The organism is Microbacterium sp. CH12i (assembly GCF_000685355.1).
Classification (GTDB): Bacteria; Actinomycetota; Actinomycetes; order Actinomycetales; family Microbacteriaceae; genus Microbacterium.
In genome coordinates this window covers 40,306-57,886 of the sequence record NZ_JHET01000001.1, presented here as the reverse complement: position 1 = coordinate 57,886, position 17,581 = coordinate 40,306, and the positions used below count along the sequence as shown (strand labels likewise).

Annotated in this window: 18 protein-coding genes; 6 read left to right on the top strand and 12 right to left on the bottom strand. The window is 63.8% G+C overall.

Annotated features, from left to right (window positions below):
• Window positions 1-380: 380 nt before the first annotated feature.
• From DC31_RS17930 to DC31_RS00335, 4 genes are all read left to right on the top strand, one after another.
• Complete coding sequence (locus DC31_RS17930) at window positions 381-1,304, top strand: hypothetical protein (RefSeq protein ID WP_152545294.1); 924 nt, start codon at window positions 381-383, stop codon at window positions 1,302-1,304.
• Window positions 1,301-1,432: a hypothetical protein gene (locus DC31_RS19795; protein WP_268748194.1), complete on the top strand. Its 132-nt coding sequence runs from the start codon at window positions 1,301-1,303 to the stop codon at window positions 1,430-1,432. Before DC31_RS17930 ends, DC31_RS19795 begins: the two co-directional genes overlap by 4 nt.
• A 131-nt stretch (window positions 1,433-1,563) precedes the next feature.
• Window positions 1,564-1,806: a hypothetical protein gene (locus DC31_RS00340; protein ID WP_235201241.1), complete on the top strand. Its 243-nt coding sequence runs from the start codon at window positions 1,564-1,566 to the stop codon at window positions 1,804-1,806.
• A gap of 43 nt (window positions 1,807-1,849) precedes the next feature.
• A complete protein-coding gene (locus DC31_RS00335; protein ID WP_036275730.1) occupies window positions 1,850-2,413 on the top strand; it encodes a hypothetical protein in 564 nt (187 codons plus the stop codon).
• Window positions 2,414-2,422: 9 nt separating this feature from the next.
• Here the strand turns inward: DC31_RS00335 and DC31_RS00330 are convergent, their stop codons facing one another.
• Complete coding sequence (locus tag DC31_RS00330) at window positions 2,423-2,953, bottom strand: hypothetical protein (protein ID WP_152545293.1); 531 nt, start codon at window positions 2,951-2,953, stop codon at window positions 2,423-2,425.
• Window positions 2,954-3,049: 96 nt separating this feature from the next.
• Between DC31_RS00330 and DC31_RS00325 the strand changes: the two genes are divergently transcribed.
• The gene (locus tag DC31_RS00325; RefSeq protein ID WP_036275724.1) at window positions 3,050-4,048 is read left to right on the top strand and encodes a hypothetical protein; all 999 of its coding nucleotides are present in this window, start codon (window positions 3,050-3,052) and stop codon (window positions 4,046-4,048) included.
• A gap of 28 nt (window positions 4,049-4,076) precedes the next feature.
• Here DC31_RS00325 and DC31_RS00320 read toward each other — a convergent pair whose 3' ends face one another.
• The 6 genes from DC31_RS00320 to DC31_RS16685 all read right to left on the bottom strand — a co-directional run bounded on the left by DC31_RS00320 (window position 4,077) and on the right by DC31_RS16685 (window position 9,296).
• On the bottom strand, window positions 4,077-5,816 hold the full coding sequence (locus DC31_RS00320; RefSeq protein ID WP_051606264.1) for an SIR2 family protein: 1,740 nt from the start codon (window positions 5,814-5,816) through the stop codon (window positions 4,077-4,079).
• A gap of 121 nt (window positions 5,817-5,937) precedes the next feature.
• The gene (locus DC31_RS00315; protein WP_036275723.1) at window positions 5,938-6,204 is read right to left on the bottom strand and encodes a hypothetical protein; all 267 of its coding nucleotides are present in this window, start codon (window positions 6,202-6,204) and stop codon (window positions 5,938-5,940) included.
• Entirely contained in the window at window positions 6,201-6,653 is a 453-nt protein-coding gene (locus DC31_RS00310; protein WP_036275722.1) for a hypothetical protein, read from the bottom strand. The genes DC31_RS00315 and DC31_RS00310 overlap by 4 nt, the downstream gene beginning before the upstream one ends.
• Before the next feature lie 200 nt (window positions 6,654-6,853).
• Entirely contained in the window at window positions 6,854-7,135 is a 282-nt protein-coding gene (locus tag DC31_RS00305) for a hypothetical protein (RefSeq protein ID WP_036275721.1), read from the bottom strand.
• A complete protein-coding gene (locus DC31_RS00300; protein ID WP_036275718.1) occupies window positions 7,132-7,323 on the bottom strand; it encodes a hypothetical protein in 192 nt (63 codons plus the stop codon). The genes DC31_RS00305 and DC31_RS00300 overlap by 4 nt, the downstream gene beginning before the upstream one ends.
• Window positions 7,324-7,334: 11 nt before the next feature.
• Complete coding sequence (locus DC31_RS16685; RefSeq protein WP_160173183.1) at window positions 7,335-9,296, bottom strand: FtsK/SpoIIIE domain-containing protein; 1,962 nt, start codon at window positions 9,294-9,296, stop codon at window positions 7,335-7,337.
• Window positions 9,297-9,465: 169 nt separating this feature from the next.
• Between DC31_RS16685 and DC31_RS18320 the strand changes: the two genes are divergently transcribed.
• On the top strand, window positions 9,466-9,816 hold the full coding sequence (locus tag DC31_RS18320; protein WP_036275713.1) for a hypothetical protein: 351 nt from the start codon (window positions 9,466-9,468) through the stop codon (window positions 9,814-9,816).
• Window positions 9,817-10,242: 426 nt separating this feature from the next.
• Here DC31_RS18320 and DC31_RS17925 read toward each other — a convergent pair.
• From DC31_RS17925 to DC31_RS00255, 5 genes are all read right to left on the bottom strand, one after another.
• Window positions 10,243-11,107, bottom strand: a protein-coding gene (locus DC31_RS17925; RefSeq protein ID WP_442921823.1) for an IS5 family transposase whose coding sequence is annotated in 2 segments (ribosomal slippage) — window positions 10,243-10,761 and window positions 10,763-11,107 — 864 coding nt in all. Because the reading frame shifts where the segments join, the coding sequence is not laid out codon by codon here.
• 61 nt (window positions 11,108-11,168) lie between these two features.
• Window positions 11,169-11,750 (bottom strand): hypothetical protein, encoded by a 582-nt coding sequence (locus DC31_RS00270; protein ID WP_152545292.1) that lies wholly within the window; start codon window positions 11,748-11,750, stop codon window positions 11,169-11,171.
• Window positions 11,751-11,841: 91 nt separating this feature from the next.
• Window positions 11,842-13,104, bottom strand: coding sequence for a M23 family metallopeptidase (locus DC31_RS00265; protein WP_051606262.1), 1,263 nt, complete (start codon window positions 13,102-13,104; stop codon window positions 11,842-11,844).
• Window positions 13,104-15,056 (bottom strand): hypothetical protein, encoded by a 1,953-nt coding sequence (locus DC31_RS00260; RefSeq protein ID WP_036275710.1) that lies wholly within the window; start codon window positions 15,054-15,056, stop codon window positions 13,104-13,106. Before DC31_RS00260 ends, DC31_RS00265 begins: the two co-directional genes overlap by 1 nt.
• The gene (locus tag DC31_RS00255; RefSeq protein WP_036275709.1) at window positions 15,053-17,575 is read right to left on the bottom strand and encodes an ATP-binding protein; all 2,523 of its coding nucleotides are present in this window, start codon (window positions 17,573-17,575) and stop codon (window positions 15,053-15,055) included. Before DC31_RS00255 ends, DC31_RS00260 begins: the two co-directional genes overlap by 4 nt.
• Window positions 17,576-17,581: the final 6 nt, after the last annotated feature.

Below are 17,581 nucleotides of genomic sequence, written 5' to 3'. Positions count from 1 at the left end.
TGCGCACCCGGCAAGGTCGAGCCGTGCGTGCACTGCGGACTCACGAAGCGGGTGAAGGTGAGATTCACTGGCGGAGCGACCTGCGATCAGTGCTTCTCCATCATCCGCAACACCATCGGGCATGCCCGCGCTGCAACACGGTGACCCTGGTCGCCTCCGTCGCCGATGACGGCACACTGGCCTGCTCGAGCTGCGCCGGCAGGGTGTCCTCATTCGTCTGCGTCGAATGCGGGTCCGAGGGCATCCGACACGGGAAACGGTGCTACCCCTGCGCCGCACGTTTGGCGGTCAACGAACTGTTCGCGGACGGCACCCCGGCACGTCGGGTCGCGCTCGAACCGCTACGGGTTCGGCTCGTGCACCATCCGGAGCCGAAATCAATGGTCCTCTGGCCTAAGCGCAGCGCCTCCGCCGGGATCCTCGCCCAGATCCTGCGAGAAGAGATCGCACTCACCCATGAGGCGCTGGACGCGCACCTGGTCACTCAGGCCGCGTCGCTGCTGCGCTACGCCCTCGTCGACGTCGGAGCGCTTTCTCCGCGAGATGACGGCTGGGCGGGGTTCAATCTCTGGCTGGACCGTTTCCTTCGGAGCCAGTCTGACGAGATCTCCCAGCTCCTCAACCCTTTCTGCCGTTGGGATGTCACCGCCCGCACACGGCTGATGATCCGACGCAACGGCCTCACCGACGGCACATTCGATCGCGCTCGAGGAATCTGCAGGTCAGCGCAGCGCTTTCTCGCTCACCTGCACGCGCAGAACATCGCGCTGCTTGATGCCCCGCAAAGCGTGCTCGACTACTACCTTCAGGATCACCCACGGGAACGAGAGTCGCTGCGGAACTTCTTGCGCTGGGCAGCGGAGTCAGGGCACGCGACACGCATCACGCCAGTTCCCGCCAAATGGGCTGATCCCTCAACCAGCTACCCGATGCACACCTACCGCGAATGGATGAATCGGTTTGAGACCGAGGAGAGCATTCCGCTTCGCGCACGCATCTGCGGACTCATCGCGGGCACGACTGGCCGGCCAAGCTCCACCACTGCGAAACTCACCCGCTCGATGATCGATGACACCGGGGAGAGGATGACCATCCAGATCGGCCGGAGCCCGTTCCAGCTCCGCAACCCGCTCCCGGCGCTGATCCGACGGCAACTGGACGAGCCACGCCGATGGGACACCCAGTCCGACTGGCTCTTCCCCTCCAAACTCCGCGCCGCGCACACGCCGATTACAGCAGCTTCGTCAACGACCTGCAGAAGCTGGGCTGCAGCGTCGTCGCGCTGCGAGGAGCAGCGCTGGTGAACCTGGCCGCAACAATGCCCGTGGGGCCGCTTGCAGATCTCACTGGTATCTCCGTCAACGTCGCGGCCCGATGGCAGGTCGTTGCGGCGGCCGCATACTCGCAATATCCTGCACTGCGGCTCGACTAGGCCTTCGCCGGCGGCAACCACCAGAGACGACGCTGGTCGCTCCGTGCTCCGCCGCCCGATGAAAGACTGGCCCGGTGCTTGACCGACCAGAAATTGTTTGCATCTGCGGCTCCGCCCGATTCGCTGCCGAGATGCGTGCAGCGAACAGCGATCTCACCTTCGCGGGTGTCATCGTCGTCGCTCCGGGCGAAGCCGACGAGGTGATCTCAGACGAGCAGAAAGCCGTGCTCGACGCGCTCCATCTACGCAAGATCGATTTGAGTGATCGCGTTCTCGTCGTCAACCCGGGCGGTTACATCGGTGAGTCCACGAGCAGAGAGATTGCGTACGCTCAAGCAGCCGGCAAGCCGGTCTCGTTCACCCATCACGCGTGACCTCCTCCCGAGCGCCACTCGAGACGACACATAGACTTTCCGAATGAACTGGAGAGGGCTGAGCAGCACCGCTGCTGTCGTTGCCGTCGGTTTCGCACTGGTGGCATGCACCGCGGCGCCGCTGCCGATCGAGGACGCTCAGACCCCACGCCCCACCGCTTCGGCTACTTCCAACCCCACGCCCGCCCCCACACTCTCGCCGGACATCGAGCCCGTCGCTGATCCCGGTCCCTGCGAAGGAGCGACTCCGGCCTATCCGATCGGGGATGAGACCGAGGTCGAGCAGCTCGGCGGAGTCTCTCTCGCCGTTCCCTTCGACCGAGGCCCGATGACCCATGCTGCGGGCGAAGCCATCTTGAATGATCAAGGCATCCCCGTGGCATACACGGTCGCAGACAATGACACCATCTCGGTGGTCGGCGCCCGATTCTGCGTCGGCGAGCAATGGCTCTACTGGACCAACTACGTTCGGCGCGACGGAGACGCACTCTTCGTGGGCGACACGCTCAACCTCGATGCACACACCATCCTCAGCGTCGGCGACCAGAACGGCGTTGTTCACGATAACGCGCTGCCCGAAGGCTTCGTGATCCCACCCCAGCGCTGAGTTGCAGGCTCAGAGCGCACTGACGCTGATCACCGACTGGACATGAGTTTCGGTGTCATACGTTGTGATTCTCCAGGTCGGCTCACCATCGACCATCTGCAGTTCGAGCTCAACGAGCCGTGGGTTGGGATAGATCTCACCTGATAGTTGCGCGGCGTCATAAGCACTCACTTCGACCGCCGCCAGTTCGGCATCGGTCAAGGTCACGTGGTGCGTTGCCACCAACACGCGGGTGCTTGCGTCCACCAGCGCCTCACGACCACGGTCCGGTTCTGTGATGGACTCGCCCAGCACGTCTCGTCCAGGGTCGAGACTGCGGATCCGCCACACCCATCTGTCGTCGACATACTCAAGGCGCAGACCGACGATTGGCCCGCCCGCGGCTTCAGACTCACCGACAAATCCTTCGAGCCAGTCCGACGGCCAGGTCACGTTGACCGGGATCCCTCCATCGGGGTAATCGTCACCAACAGTCGCGGGCGGCGACGGAACCGATGCCCCGCAGGCCGAGAACGAAAGCGCGCCGACAACTATCACCACGCACAGCAGCATCCTCCGCACTCCACGCATGCGCCCGCCCTTCGACTCTCGTCGCAAGAGCCTAGGGGAGCGCTGGCAAACAGCTACTCTCGGGCCATGACGGATGCGCCCACAACGGCCTCGATCAACATCTCCCTCGCCGACTTCGACGGGGACGAAGACGAGATCACGCGCGGGGCTCTGACCGTCATGCTTAACCATGGCGGTCTTGCCCGAACCCTCGTCGATGGGGTCCTCGAGCTAGTCCGGGACCACACGCTTTGGCGACTCACGATCAGCGGCAACATGGGCCACACCGTGGACACCCTCACCAACCGGGGCGCCGACAACCCGTTCACCACCGCACGCGGCGCCGGGCACGTCGGCGGGATCACGCTGACGCGAGACGATGGCACGTTCGACATCGTGATCTCCGGGAACACCCTGGTTGCCACCCGTGAAGGCGTCGGCAGCCCGGAAGCGCTCCTGGAGCACACGCTCCGCAACGCCGCGCACCTCGCACGCCACGAGGCAGGGCATGCCGCGCTGGCTCTGCGCGGCGAGGACAGCGCCTCCTACCGGGACGTCACGGGACTGACACCGACCGACGATGCCCATCGCCCCCACCTCGCGTTACACATCGAGGACCATCGCATCGAGCGATACACAGCCGTGCACGCGCCCTCTCCGTTCAAACACGCCGAGCACCTCACCGATGCGATCGCTCACCTGCGCCGGGAACTGAACTACTCCAAACAGCACTGGCACGACAACATCGATGCCGCCGCGTTTCGGACGATGGACGCCGCCAACGGCCTCGTCCGCGTCCTGGCCTACCTCTCCGCCGAGCTCGGCCTCGAAACTCCCCGGCGACCCAACCGGCCGGACCCGCTGCCGGAGGGATGGAACGACTACGTCGAGGAATCCTGGGACGCGTGGAGCCTGACCTTCCATCGACTCCGCCCCGTCGACGAACCCATGCAGACGGCGGAGCTCCGCGCGATCCTCGCGGACCTCAGCCGTCTCAACACCGCATGGCTCACATCAATCGGTATCAACTACGGCATCGATGACCAGGACCGCGAGTTCATCGCCTGGGAACGCGACCACTACTAAGCCCTCCCCAACGGGGATCAGCGGGACGTCACCACCGCTGGTATTGCTTCAAAATCGCGCGCTGGGCGATGAGCGCCTCATCGAGCGTGAGCTTGCCGTCCAACAGCGAGTCCCAGGGCGCCGCGTGACCGCGCTCGGCCTGCTTGCGCAACGCCAACTCGGCCTGCGGTTCCTCACCGCGCCACGCCCACTCGCCGACATACTCGCCGCTCATCGCGTGATGCCCGGGCGTGAACTCCTGGATCAGCCCGATCCGATACTCGAATCCGCGATACGCCGCCAGGAACTCTTCCTCATCCGGAATGAGATCCGTGAAGAAGCGACGGATCTCAGTCGTGAACAAGTGGCTCGTCGGATAGACCCAACCGTTCGTGCCCGCCCAGCGCGGCAGACTCTTCGCCCAATCGTCCGAGAAGAACCTCTGATAGTGAAGAAGCTGCGCGGCATTCGCCCGTTGCTCGAACCCGGCGTGGGTCTGGCCCTCCACCTCGGTCGCGATCGTGAGCAGCAGCCCCTCCCGATTTCGTCGCGTCGCCGTGATCGAGATGACCGCCACGGCCACCAACGCCGGAATCAGCCGGACCGAGCGCAGCGCCTGATTGAACTGAGGCGGAAACGCCGCACCGGCATCGACCAGTCGCTGCACCACATCGACCCACAGGCGGTCGTGCACCCCGTCGGAGTCATGCCGAACTCCTTCGATCAGCAACGGCGCGAGCTGATCCATCGAACGGACGTGAGCGTCGATCGCGTCGTCCACCGTCTGCCAGGTGACTTCCGCACCGTCCACCGAGGTCACCGGCTGCGCGGCGATCGAGTCGACCACACCGTCGACGACACCCATCACTAGGTCGTGCAGATCGATTCGCCTGACTGGGTCCGGCAGATACCGTTTCAGCCGCGCGACCGCCATCGCCGTCGTCAACGGCGGCGCCGACAACCGATCCAACGCCTCCAGACTCTCGACCAGCTCGCCGAACAGGTCGTCAGCGCTCGACGCGGGAAGCACGATCCCACCACGCCCCGCCAGCAACCGCTTCGCCGTCTCACCGCGACTGCTGCGCTGATCCCAATACAGCGGATATCGTCGCGACGTCGACTGCTCCAACGCGCCGACCAGAGCGACATCCCAGTCCGCGGACCAGCCCGACACGATCAGCCCGTACTCGTCAAACACTTGCTCCAGCAGACCCGTCCACTCCGCGGGATAGTCCGAAAGCTCGGACGGCGTGTTTCGGGTCCCCAGATCCCGGTAGTCACCATGCAGCTTGATGACCGTCGCGTTCGAATGCGCCAGCGGCGCCATCCCGTTGACCGCTTCCGGCCGTGAAATCACCTGAGGAGACACCCCCACCGCATCCAGGGCCTGTTCCATCAGACGGTCGAAGTTGGTCGTGACGATGACCTTCACCGACCCGCGGCGCACCAACTCCGCGATCGCGCGATGCGCCCTACTCGGCTGCCGCACCGGCGTCTCGTCATCTGAGCCGGGCTCGAAGAATCCCGCGAGCAACCCTTGCCGAGCCGCCGCGGACGGAGCCAGCTGCTCCAACAACGACGAATACCCCAAATCACCCTCGCCGTTCTCGCTCCACCACAACTCAGGGTCAGCCCGGGCAGCAGAAACGGCATCGGCATCACCCGGAGCCGAGGCAGCCGCGACACGAGCCACGAGCTCCGTCACCACACCCCAGCCGGTCAGCAGCCCGGCGCCGGTCGAGACACCGGAACCCAGCAGCACGGCATAGACACCTGGCTGCGAATGCATCGACGTCGCCAAAGACACCAGCGGGGACAAACCTCTACTCGCAACCATGCGGCAAGCCTGGCAGTCTCCGCCGACACCTGAGCACCGCGCTTCGGGCGCTAACCACCCTGACTGGAGCTAATCAGTCGTTCTCGACAAGCACAGCAGAGAAGCCGTCGCCGGTCTCAACCGCATGGACCGCCTCGAGCACAGCATCGAGGACATGCCACAGCGCGTCCACCTCAGCCTCGAGCAGCACCGCCCGACGATACGCGTCGAGATCCTCGCCGAGTTGCCCACGAGCATCCGCGCGCAGCTGGCGTATCTCTGATCGCCGAGCCTCGAGCGACTCATAGAGCGCGGCCGTGATCGGCGCTTTGCCGGGGTCCAGGACATCCTGCAGGTTCATGGCACGAACCTAGACGGAGGTTCGTCGGCATTCAGCCGCCCAGCGACGGCCTCAGCCACGTCCTTCATCGAGATCGGACTATCCGCGATGGCCACCCACACTGACGTCGCGTCGCCCTCCCGCGGCGCCGCAACCGCCAGCGCATAAAGCAGGCGCAGGAGCGTCTCGGCAGCATGGTGACGCACCGAGACCGCATCGACCGCGCGTTGACGTCCACGAGCACTATCGCTCGTTTCAAGCGGGTCAGGGTCCTCTGGAGGAATGCCAAGACGGCGCCGGAAAGATTGCACGGCTTCGCCGTCGTGATGCGGCTCTTGGTCACCGGCCGATAGGAGCTGCTCAATACGAGGCACAAAGTATTCGAGCGGCGATGACCGAAAGAACTCAGCATCCAAGCGAGATGCCTGATCGTCGCTCAGATTCAGACCCTGCGGACTAATCGTCAACATGGGAACCCCCTTCGTCGACCGATTCAACCGCGATTAACGCGGGAACGTTTACCTCGGCGACGGTCTCCCTCCCGACGCGGGCATGAGTTACACCGCAACTGAGAACCAACGAATAGTTCCCGCTGCCACAAAGCACTTGCACCAGACCGTGATGGTCATTTGCTCATCCTCCTCTCTTTATTCGTAGTTTGCGAGCAACATCAGACACGCTCGCGAGCGCGTCGACGGAACCAGACGCTCATCACGACGAGAGCGATGACCAGGCCGAGTGCAACGAGGATCTGCGCCCATCCGAAACCGATTCCGTCGACGAACGGAATGACCACCTGATCGTCGGTGGCGAGCAGGTGGTATTGCACCATCCATTCCCGCACTGGGTTGAAAAGCACACCGAACGAGAACATGCCCGTCGCCGCTCCACCGCAGAGCATGAACATCAACGTCAGGAGATCGTCTTCGTTCTGAGCGGCAGACTGCGTCATGAGAACCACACTTCCTCGGGCGTCGGATCGGCCAGATCGGGATATCGCACTTCATGAGCACGGTCCTCGAGAACGCACACGTAGTCATCAGCGAAAGCCTCGGCCGCAGTGGGGGAGCTCCCCTGGTCCTTTGCGAAGGAGAGAGCACCCGCACGGGCGAGCTCGATCCGTTCCTCCGTGTTCTGCATTGACGTTCCTTTCATGCTGCTTCGGGGTGCCGGTAGGTGAGTACTTCGTTATCGGCGACCGTCATGAGTCCTTCGTCGCCGGATTCGAGCTCGCGGTACTCGATCGCCAATGCGTCGTCGTCAACGATGTCCGGCTCCACCGATTCCACGACGACCCACAGGTCAAGGCTCGGATCGGTCAGCACCAGGTCTCCGACTTCCAACTCCCCCGCGGCACCCTCGCAGATCTCCCCATATCCGCCTTCGTCGACATCCGCAGCCGATTCCACGTCATCGGGCTCAGGCACGGGCTCGAACCGAACCGAGGCTTTGCGCGCGCCGAGGGCAACAACGTTGCTCGGGAGCACTACGGGTGGCGTCACGACAACAGAGTCCTCGATGCCGTCGAACAGGGTGATCCGCGTGCCGACCCAGTCGTCGTATGTGGGAGGGATCTCATCGTCGCCGGAGATCAGCGGACTCGCCTCTGTGATCATCTTGCGAGGGTGATCGGTCTCGGCCGGAGTGAGAGAGCGCAGATGCTCCCAATCGGCAGCGTCTGACTTGTCGAGCTTCGCCGGATCTGGGGTGTAGGCAGCCTGGATCTCGACGGGCAGGGAGTCCGCGCTCAGGGTGACGCCACGGCCTCGCTTGTTGCGCGGCAAGGCAACACCGATCGCAGGTGAGTCCCACATCATCATCGCGCCCTGGGGAGAGAGACGACCGAGCGAAAGACGTGCACCGAAGTTGTCGCGCATCTCACCACCCAGAAACTCAACGTCAGGGCGCTGGATGCCGAGGAGCATATGAATCTTCGCGCTACGGGCGAGGCGAGCCAGATCCGAGAGGAGCTCAAGAACCGGAGCCTGCGTCGGGGCACCCTTCGGCTTCACCGTCTTGTACCATCGCTGCACTCGCGCCTTGAACGTCGCGTACTCGTCGATGATCAGCGCGAGCGGCTCGAAGTCCTCGAGACGAGCGGTGCCGCGCTCGAGTTGGGTGTATCGCTGCTCCATCAACTCATGAGCAGCGTGCAGCATCCGCACCTGGTGCTCAACACGCGCAGCGACAAGCTCCACGTTGGGCCACGTCCGGAATCCCGCGAACTCGATCCGCTTGCCGTCAAGCACCCATACTCGCCACCGCGCCTGCGCCAGGTGAGTGAGCACTGTGTGCTGGAAAGACGTCTTTCCCGATCCGGTGCCACCGATCACGAGCATGTGCGGGGAGACCGAGGGCTGCCAGCACTGCATGGAGCCGTCCTCGTCGACACCGATCGGGATCTTGAACGACTTGTACTCCGAGTGCGTCAGCTGCTTCGTAGACGGCGCCGGCTCATGCAACACCATGTCAGGCATCGGTGGCCGGATCTCGAACGTGACCTCGTCACCTTCCAGATCCCAGTGCGCACGCCATCGGCCCGGCAACATCGACGAGATCACCTTCTCAACCTGCATCCGCCGGATGGGGATGGCCAGGCGTGGCCCCATGTCGTGCTTCACCTGCACTCGGCGAACTTCCCCGCTGTCAGGGTCGGTCGTGATGTCCACCTTGGAGCTTTCTCCGAGTAGCAGCTTCGCTACTTGCTCGGCACGTTGCCGCTCCCGAGAGACGGGGGTTGATGGCGGCGCGAGCTCGAGAGTGAGAACACACCGACGAGGGACATGCTTCAGCACCCGGTACTCCTCCCCCAGCCGGCGAGAGAACGACGTCACGATCTGTTCGACAAATCGAGGATCCTGATCGTCAATGTGCGAGGCGTACCGGATCACGACTCGGCGAGGCACGCCGACCCATCCTCGAGTCCAACGAGCAGCCCTCACCAGATCCCGTGACGGACGGGAAGCCCCCAGCGAAGGAAGCACCGCCTCGATGCCCGGATCGAGACGACCCTGCTTCTGGAACGCACGCACGCCGGAGATCAGGAGGGCCGCGGCGACTGCCATCGCCACCACCCACACCAGCGCGATCGCGTCTGTGAACTGAGCTTGCACGTTCACCCCACTCACGACGCCGCGGCCGCTAATGCCACGACAGCGGGAACCACCCCCGTCAGCTGACGGCGCGGCAACACACCCAGCGGGGAGAACGAGCCTGCTGCCGTACGTGCCGGCGACCGCACTACTCGAGTCGCCATCACAGCCCCCGCACCCGTCGACACAGATGCCCGAGCTTGACTCGACCACCACAGCGGTGGCAACGCACTCGCAGGAGATATCGGCAGCCGGGGCAGAAGTTCCATCGCGAATCGAAGCTCTCGCCGCACCCTGGGCATCCCTCGGTGCCAGCGCCGTCGCCATCGATCGACCGCCCCAGCAAGGTGCTCGCGTATTCGTCAATGACCGCAACGGGATCGACCGGGACCGATGCCTGTATGCCACCCGCCGCACCGACCGCGAACGGTCGCTCCCGATCTTTACGCGCGGCGCTCCGACTGTGGGGCATGCGCAAGATGCTGAGCTTCCTCATGATCCAGGCCTCCTGAGTTCGGATGCGGATCTCGCATCCTTCTGAGTCATATAGGCCGCACGGATCGGTCTTCGCGGACAGAGGCTCTGGAGATTCCTTCTCTGACGCACTTATGGTGTCCCCGGCATCGAGGGTGTTCAACGCGAGAGTTGGAGCTCTACCGATGTGGTGTTGCGCGCAGATCATCACCACATCGGCGCAATATCGCCGCCACCTCCGCACTTGACACCCGTGGTAGGCTGGCCCCGCCAAGCGACCAGCGGAAGCGGGAGCGGGGCCAGACCTCCCCCAGCTGTAAGTAATATCCAGGGGCGCTATATCCTCACAACACCGCAGCTAGAGCACCCGCGACATCGAGGGAACAACTCGATCCCTCGGACTTGCCGGTATTCCGCGGATCTAGTTGTGTAGCGCTGACCTGCCGCTATAGCTGTGCAGCATGAGCGGTGGCATGCCCACTAGGCCGTGTTGCTATATCCATTGGAGTGCTGCGGCGAGGTTGAGTCCGGCTGCGTATGAGGTGGCGGTCTTGTCGTAGCGTGACGCGAGTCCTCGCCACTGCTTGATGAAGCTGAAGCATCGTTCGACGACGTTGCGGCCCTTGTAGCGTTGCTGCTGCTCGAGGCCGAAGTTGATCGGGCGACCGGGTCGCTTGCGTCGGTGCGCGATCTGGTCGTCGCGCTCGGGGATCGTGGCCTTGATGCCGTGCTCGCGCAGCCACGCCCGGTTCTTCTTTGACGGGTAGCCCTTGTCCGCGAGCACCCGGTCGGGTCTCGTGCGTGCAGGGCCTCGGCCACGGACGTGGATCTCGTCGAGGGTGTCGGTGAACATGCTGGTGTCTGCGATCTGCCCGCCCGTGAGCACGAATGCCAACGCCCGCGCCTGCCCGTCGCAGACGAGGTGGATCTTCGTCGTCAAACCGCCTCGTGACCGGCCGATCGCGTGGTCAGGAGGTTCCGGCCCGTACTTCTTGTAGTTCGCCGGAGCCCCCCGTGTCGCGGGGCAGGGTCGCGCCGTGCTGGTGGACACGCGCGATCGAGGAGTCCACCGACACGACCCAGTCGATCTCGCCCTGCAGAGACGCCCGCTTCTGCACGTGGGTGAGGAGGTCTTCCCAGACACCGTCGGCCGCCCAGCGACGGAAGTTCTTGTACATCGTGTTCCAGTTCCCGAACCGCTCGGGCAGATCACGCCACGCCGTCCCCGTCCGGAACCGCCACGCGGTCGCCTCGACAACCATGCGTCGATCGACGGGAGGGCGACCACGCGTCCTCGCCGGCGGAAACACGTCCTTGATCAGCTCCCACGCCTCGTCTGTGATGACATCTCGCGACACGCTTCAAGGATCGCCCGCCAAGCGGAACAGGATTTAGCAACACGCCCTAGATCACTCACGCTCAAGAGTCGGTCGTCGCTTCTCCACGACGTGTCTCCCACTCTCGGCGCAACCACTCACCCTGCCGGCGGGCCGCTGCCACACTCACGCCACGAGCCGAGTCCGGCGCAGGTGAGAAGACCTCGCCTGCGTTATGGCTTCCCTCGAGTCGGCTCGCCTCCTCGACGAAGACTCGCTCGACGAGCGCCGACAGTGTCGGTGAGGTAGCGCTGCGCGTCGCCCACCATGCCGCTTTGAGCCGCGTGTGCAGGAGCGCGGGGAGGTAGTAGGCGACGTAGCGGTGATCCTCTGATGACGACCCTCGGTGCCCTTGAGCTCCACGCGGCGCCTCGGGAAACGGAGCTCCGGCGTTGTGCTCTTGCTCGAGTCGAGAAACCTCAGTGACGAAGATCCGCTCGACGAGCGCTGATAGCGTCGGCGCCCCGTCGACGAGATCGCGAGTCGCCCACCACGCGGCCTTGAGCCGCGCATGCAGGGATGCCGGGAGGAAATACGACACGGAACGATAGCCGGTTGCCGTTGTGCGTGCTTGCGCACTGTTCTGGGCCGGATCATTGACGTCGGGGGCGTCTGGATCGGTCACAATCACCGTCTGGATAATCAGAAAATCTTGCGGGTTTGGGGGTCTTTGTAGACTACCCGCTCGATGATCCCGGAAGCCTTGGTGGCAACAGCTATTTACAAGTGCCGGCGGGGCAAAGCTCGACTCCCCAGAGGGCGAAGAAGTCTTCCGGGTTGACGTAGTTGTAGTTCCAGGAGTCTCGCGCGGGTGGGATCCGCGTCTCATTCTGCGAGAGGATCAGTCCGGCTACATCCGGGTTGGTGTTGTTCTCGACATTGATCCGAAGATCTAGGTGGCATCCGCTCGACGGCTGCACGTTGCCTGTGACCCCGACCTGCTGGCCAGCCTCAACGGTGTCGCCGACGTCGACGAGACGCTGCGATTTGAACATGTGCAGGTAGGACACGACGTAGCCGTCTGCGTGCTCGATCGACAGCCAAAGGGCACTCGAAAGAACGACCTTCCCGGGCAAGATCGCGTAGACCGGATCTCCGCACGGGGCCGGCCAGCGCTGCAAGTCGATCGCGGCGTGCCAGCTGGAAGCACCAGCGACTCCCGCGTTGCGAGGGCCGTAGTCGCTGGTTTGGTTGTAGTCCGACTGCAGAGGCAGCGCGATCTCTCCGGTGACACCCCCGCTGCAGTCGGCAACGCCAGGTCCCAGCGTGCTCATCAGTTGCTCGGCCGCCGCCTCCCACTTGTCGTACGCATCCGGGAACGCACTCACTTGCACTGTCTGCGCGGCTTCGCCCGGATGCATGCTCTCCCAGCCGCTGACATCGAGCAAACCGCGTGGGGAGCCGCCGTTGGGTCCGTCTGGACCGCCGAAGAATGCCTTTATCGAGTAGTCGAGATTCATGAGTTCTGCAACGCTGCCCCATCCAGACGAGGGGCGTTGCTGGAAGGGATTCACGCTGTCGTGGTCACTGCCGACCCCGTCGTGGGGGTAGTCGAGGGACTCCGGTACTCGCGAGCTCGCCAGCATTCTCAGGCGTGATTCCTGCAGGGCAGTCATGAACGCGACCTTGATCCCCTTGTCTGAAACACGCAGCTGGCTGCCAATGGCGATGATCCGCGACGCGATCGCTAGTTGCTTTGCGTCGAGTGTCACTGTTCCGTTTTTCCCGTACGGGATCTCCATCGAGTCAGGTGCCGCGGCGGCTGATGCCTCAGATGAAATACCCGCCCACCCCGTCGTCGACTGCGGCACGCACTGGGTCTCATCGCCCACTGCACCGGCCGCTGCGGCGATAACGCCCATGAACACGGCGAAGAATCCACCGACCACAAGCACGAACACCGCTACGAGTACCAGGCCGATCGCAAGGAGCTTATTCCAGAGCGATCCGCTCTCTTCGTCGACGGCGTCGGTGGACATCAGTTGGCCAGCGCCTTGGGTCGGTATGCCTCAAGCTGCTGGCGTCGCTCGAGTGCTCGTGTTGAGGGTCGCTGCACCGGCCGTTGAGGCAGAGATGAGATGTTCTGGACCGGGCTCGTCGTCTTCCGGCGCGCCGTAGCCACGCCTCGGGAATCGACCTCGATCCGGCTTGGGGTGGACTCGGCGCTCTTGACCACTTTGAGCTCGCCGACATCAACCGGGGCTGCCTGTGGCGTCGTACGACGTACTAGGGCGTTCGTGGCTGCAGAGGCCGCCTTACCTGTTGCCTTCCTCGCAGCCGCTTTCCCGACGACCACCGCACCCGCGGTCGCGGCACCCGCCACTCCGCCTGTGGCGGCACCCCTGGCAACCGCTGTGGCTGCACCAGCGGCACCGAGAGCCCTGTGCGCACCGGTTGCACCGATTGCTGCCCTGGGAGCCCCTGCGCTGCCTCCGGAGCCTCCTGGGGGCGAGCCAGGGGTACGTACTTGTGTGAGGTTGATGGGCTCTTCCGGAACCGGCGTCTGTGGCAGCGGCTTGGCCTCGAGCCCGGGGCTCTTCGAGGGGAGCCGTTTGAGTAGACCGGATGCGGTGTTCGCCATGCTCGCGATCGCGCTCATCTTGAGTAGTGCGTTGGAGTCCTTCGGCATCGGACGCATGCCGAGGCCGAGCTTGCTCAAGTGCTGGGCGACTCCGTGGCCGGCGCGCAGTGTTGCCCGGCGGGCGCGGAAGATCAGGATGATCACAATGATCAGGAAGAGGATCAGGAACACCATCCGCAACTGATGCGGCAGCCCGCCGGTCTGGCCCATGATCCAGGTAGTGAGTTTGAGATAGAGCGCTAAGCAGACTGTCATCACCATGAGGCTGATCGCTCCCATGTACATGTCCGAGAGCGCCTTCCACAGCGGCTCGCGGTTGATCGGGAGGATCGCGAGGTAGACCATGAGCATCGCCTTGATCGCGGCGATCAGGAAGAACACCACAGAGATCATCAGCAGCGCAGCGATCACCATCCCAAAGATGAACATGACGGTGACACCACCACCGTTGACCATCGCGTTGAGGATGTTCATTCCGCCAGGGTTATCGTGGGCGAAGACCGCAGCCTCCGGGGCGCAATCACGTAACGACGCTTGCGGCTCGCCGGTCTGGATAAAGGTGTCGAACGATCCTTGGCACTGATCTGGCAGCACCTGCGCGTAGGAGATCACCTGAAACGGGATCCGCACGAAGACATCCATGAGCGTGGCATTCACGGACGCCGACAATGACGTGTCATCTGTTTGTGCATCAGCATCCACGACGATCGATGTGGCCAACTGCCCACCGAAATCCTGCGCCTTATCCAGAACGCCGCCTGCAGCAGTCAGGGATGCAACGGGGTTGGCGAGGACACCAACTGCCAGCACCGCGATGACGGCCGCGATGAGCATTTCCCAGAGACCGCCCGAGACTCGGCCGACGAATAGCGCGAGGCCGCCGACGAGTGCGCTGATCATCAGGGCGAAGGGGATCCAGTTGAGCTCACCGAGTTGTTCCTGCAGCCACACTGCGAGGGTGTTGAACGGGGTAGACAACCATGCCACCCACTCGAAGCTGAGTAGGAAGTCGAACAGCCAGAGGATCACGCCTGTTGCGAAGTACTGGATCGACCAGAGCAGCTGCACGACGAAGTTGACGACGACCTTTCCGGGGCTCCACACATCACCCGCGTCGATGTCGATAGTCGTGTACTGCGAGAAGGCGTTGCCGTGAGAATCGGTGTAGTCGACACCATCGGGGAGGAAACCGGCCGCGTGTGCTGCCCTCGCCTGGGCGAAGACGAAGTACCCGACCAGCAAGACCACCGCGAGGACGCGCGCGCGTGCAGGGTGCTGGTGTGCCCAGATGCGAGCTCGCCAGATCCACCCGCCCATCGTGCGGAAGGCATCGGCGTAGTACGTGATCATGAAATCTCCACGGTCGAAGTGGATGGAGTGGAGAGCACCGCCTGACGGCGCTCGGGGCGGGCGGGGAGCGTCTTGCGAAACTTCCCGTAACGGCCACGGACATCACGCATGATCCCCTCGCCGCGACGCTCGACGGGCACCTTCCGGTCAGCGCCGATCGGGCTCAGATTCGTCATGACCTCGCGCACCATGTTCTGGTCTGCGGGCAAGCCCAGCCATTCCAGAGCGCGCTTGGCGAGTGTCTCGTCCCGCTGGCGCATAACGAAGCGGATGGGGATCAGTCCTCGAGTGACCTCGTCGCCGAAGTCGTGGGGGTCGTGAGATCCGATCGCGGCCGCGGCGTCGTGCTTGCGGCCGTCGCGGAAGAATGTCTGCAGTTCGGCTTCGCCGTCCCGTGAGGCAGTGATGTGGTGCGCCTCGTCGAAGATCGCAAGGGCGAATCGTCCGCGCTCCAAGAAGCACACCTCGCGGGTCAGCTGCGCGAGCATGGCGTACATCGCTCGGCCGACGATCTTCTCGATCGGCATCTGCTTGAACAGGTGCTCGTTCTCAACCTCGGAACGGTCTGGCAAGTTCAGGCCGCGTGTGGTGAACACGATCGCGTCGGCGGCGAGATCCAGGGCAGGAATGGCTGCATCGAACAGGACGGCGCCGAAGTCTTTGCTGGCCACCACGCGGATGAGGCCGAGCAATTCGGCTGCGATGGGATTCTGCTCCCCCAGCTGCGACAGGTGCGTCATCAGCGTGCCAAGGCTGTTGATCTTGTTTGTTTCCATGTAATCGGCTTCGAGCAGCCCAGACAGCTGCACCCCGCGAGTGTCCATCGTCTGGATGCCGAGCATCAGAGCGAACAGTGACTGCACCATGCGTGCCCCCTTTCGAGGGCCAAGTACTCGCAGCGGGTCCAGGGACCATTCAGGCTCGAGGAGGTCCACGACCCGCACCACCTTGCTGTTGAGCGACTCCGCGAATGTCGCGTATTCTCGCGCTACGGTGCGGTCCAGTGCGACGATCCGGCCGCCACGATCCAGCACGTCGCCGGCCACCGACTTGAGCAGCACGCTCTTGCCTGCACCGAGTTCCGCGACCACGCCGAAGCTTCCAGAGGAGTCAGCGCGAATGTTCCCGTGCAGGTCGATGAGGATCGGCGTGTGCCGGCCGGTCGTGACGTTGTCGCCAAGGCGGATGCCGCGGTCATCACCAAGGGTGTTGCTGACGATCGGCAGTCCAGATGCGAATTCTCGGCCCGTCGTGATCTGTGCCAAGTCGCGTACGATCCGGGACGTGGGCACGCCGGGCTGCATCCCCCACCAGAGCTCTTCCTGCCCGCCAACAGGCGCCTCGAGGAGGAAGTCGCTGGCCTTGTAGTCTGCGGCGACGTAACGTGCACGGGCCTGCGCGATCTCCGGTGTGGGTCCACCTACGGCGTAGATGACGGTCGCTTGAACCTCGACCTCCTTGTCGCTGGTGTTGAGCGAGGCGTGATAGGCCGCGAGGGATTCAGCGACTTGAGCGAGATCCGATCCACTACCGGTGATTGCGAGCGTTCCTGATTGCTGATCGACCTGGTCGAGCAGCTGCTCCTCAGCACGCTTGTTGCGGCGCTTCACCGCCTCGGCACTAGTCACGGTGAGACGGATAGCCCAGTCGACGTCGAGCTCGTACTGCTCAACGCGGGAGATCCACTCAACGCCGGGCATCAGCCAGCCCCCCTTAGGGCCGCCGACAACGGCCTGCAAGACCTGATAACTGGGTGCCTCAGAATGCGGGCTCTGCACCTTGAGGTAGCGGCGATTGAAGGGCAGAAACCGCTTGAGTTCTGACGGTGATAGGTCCGACTGGCCACTCTCGTCGAGCCACGGGTTCGGCATTGCGGTGGGCAGCTGTGTGGCAGGAACCTCGGCGATCCCGCCGAGCGCGTCAGTCTCGGGAACCGAGCTATCTATATTCAACCCGCGGTGCTGCGAGTGAAGCGCCATCCATACCTGCTCGGCGACAGTGGAAGGGCGTGCGTTGAAGTCTGCGGGGATTCGGTTCTCGATCTCCTTCGCCGCGACCATCGCAGATGCGACCTCTGCCGGTGAGGGAACGATCCTCGGCAATGCCAGCTGCTCCCGAAACTGCTCGACGCCCGCACGGACGGTAGCCCGCGATCGTGTACGCCAATTGCCGGCAGCCAGTGGTACGGCCAGCCAGAACGCACGCTCACCCAAAGAGATCTCCTCGAGGGAGTCCAAAGTCAGCGCGCACTCCTCTGCCCAGATGGGCTGCTCTCGGATGTCGACGCCGGCGAGCATCTTGTCGACGATGTCGACAGGGTCGGTCGTGGCACACAAGCCGATCAGCAATGCCTCCCCGCGCAGCGACTGGAAGAGCGCCTGGTGCTGACCGAGCACGAGGTACTGCAGTTCTTCCGTCCCATATCCGTGAGGAAGCCCCTGTAGACGCCATGTCGCCCAGATCGTTCCGGTGCGAGTCCACATCAGGTGTCCGGCGAATGACGCGGCGGGAATACGCATGATGGA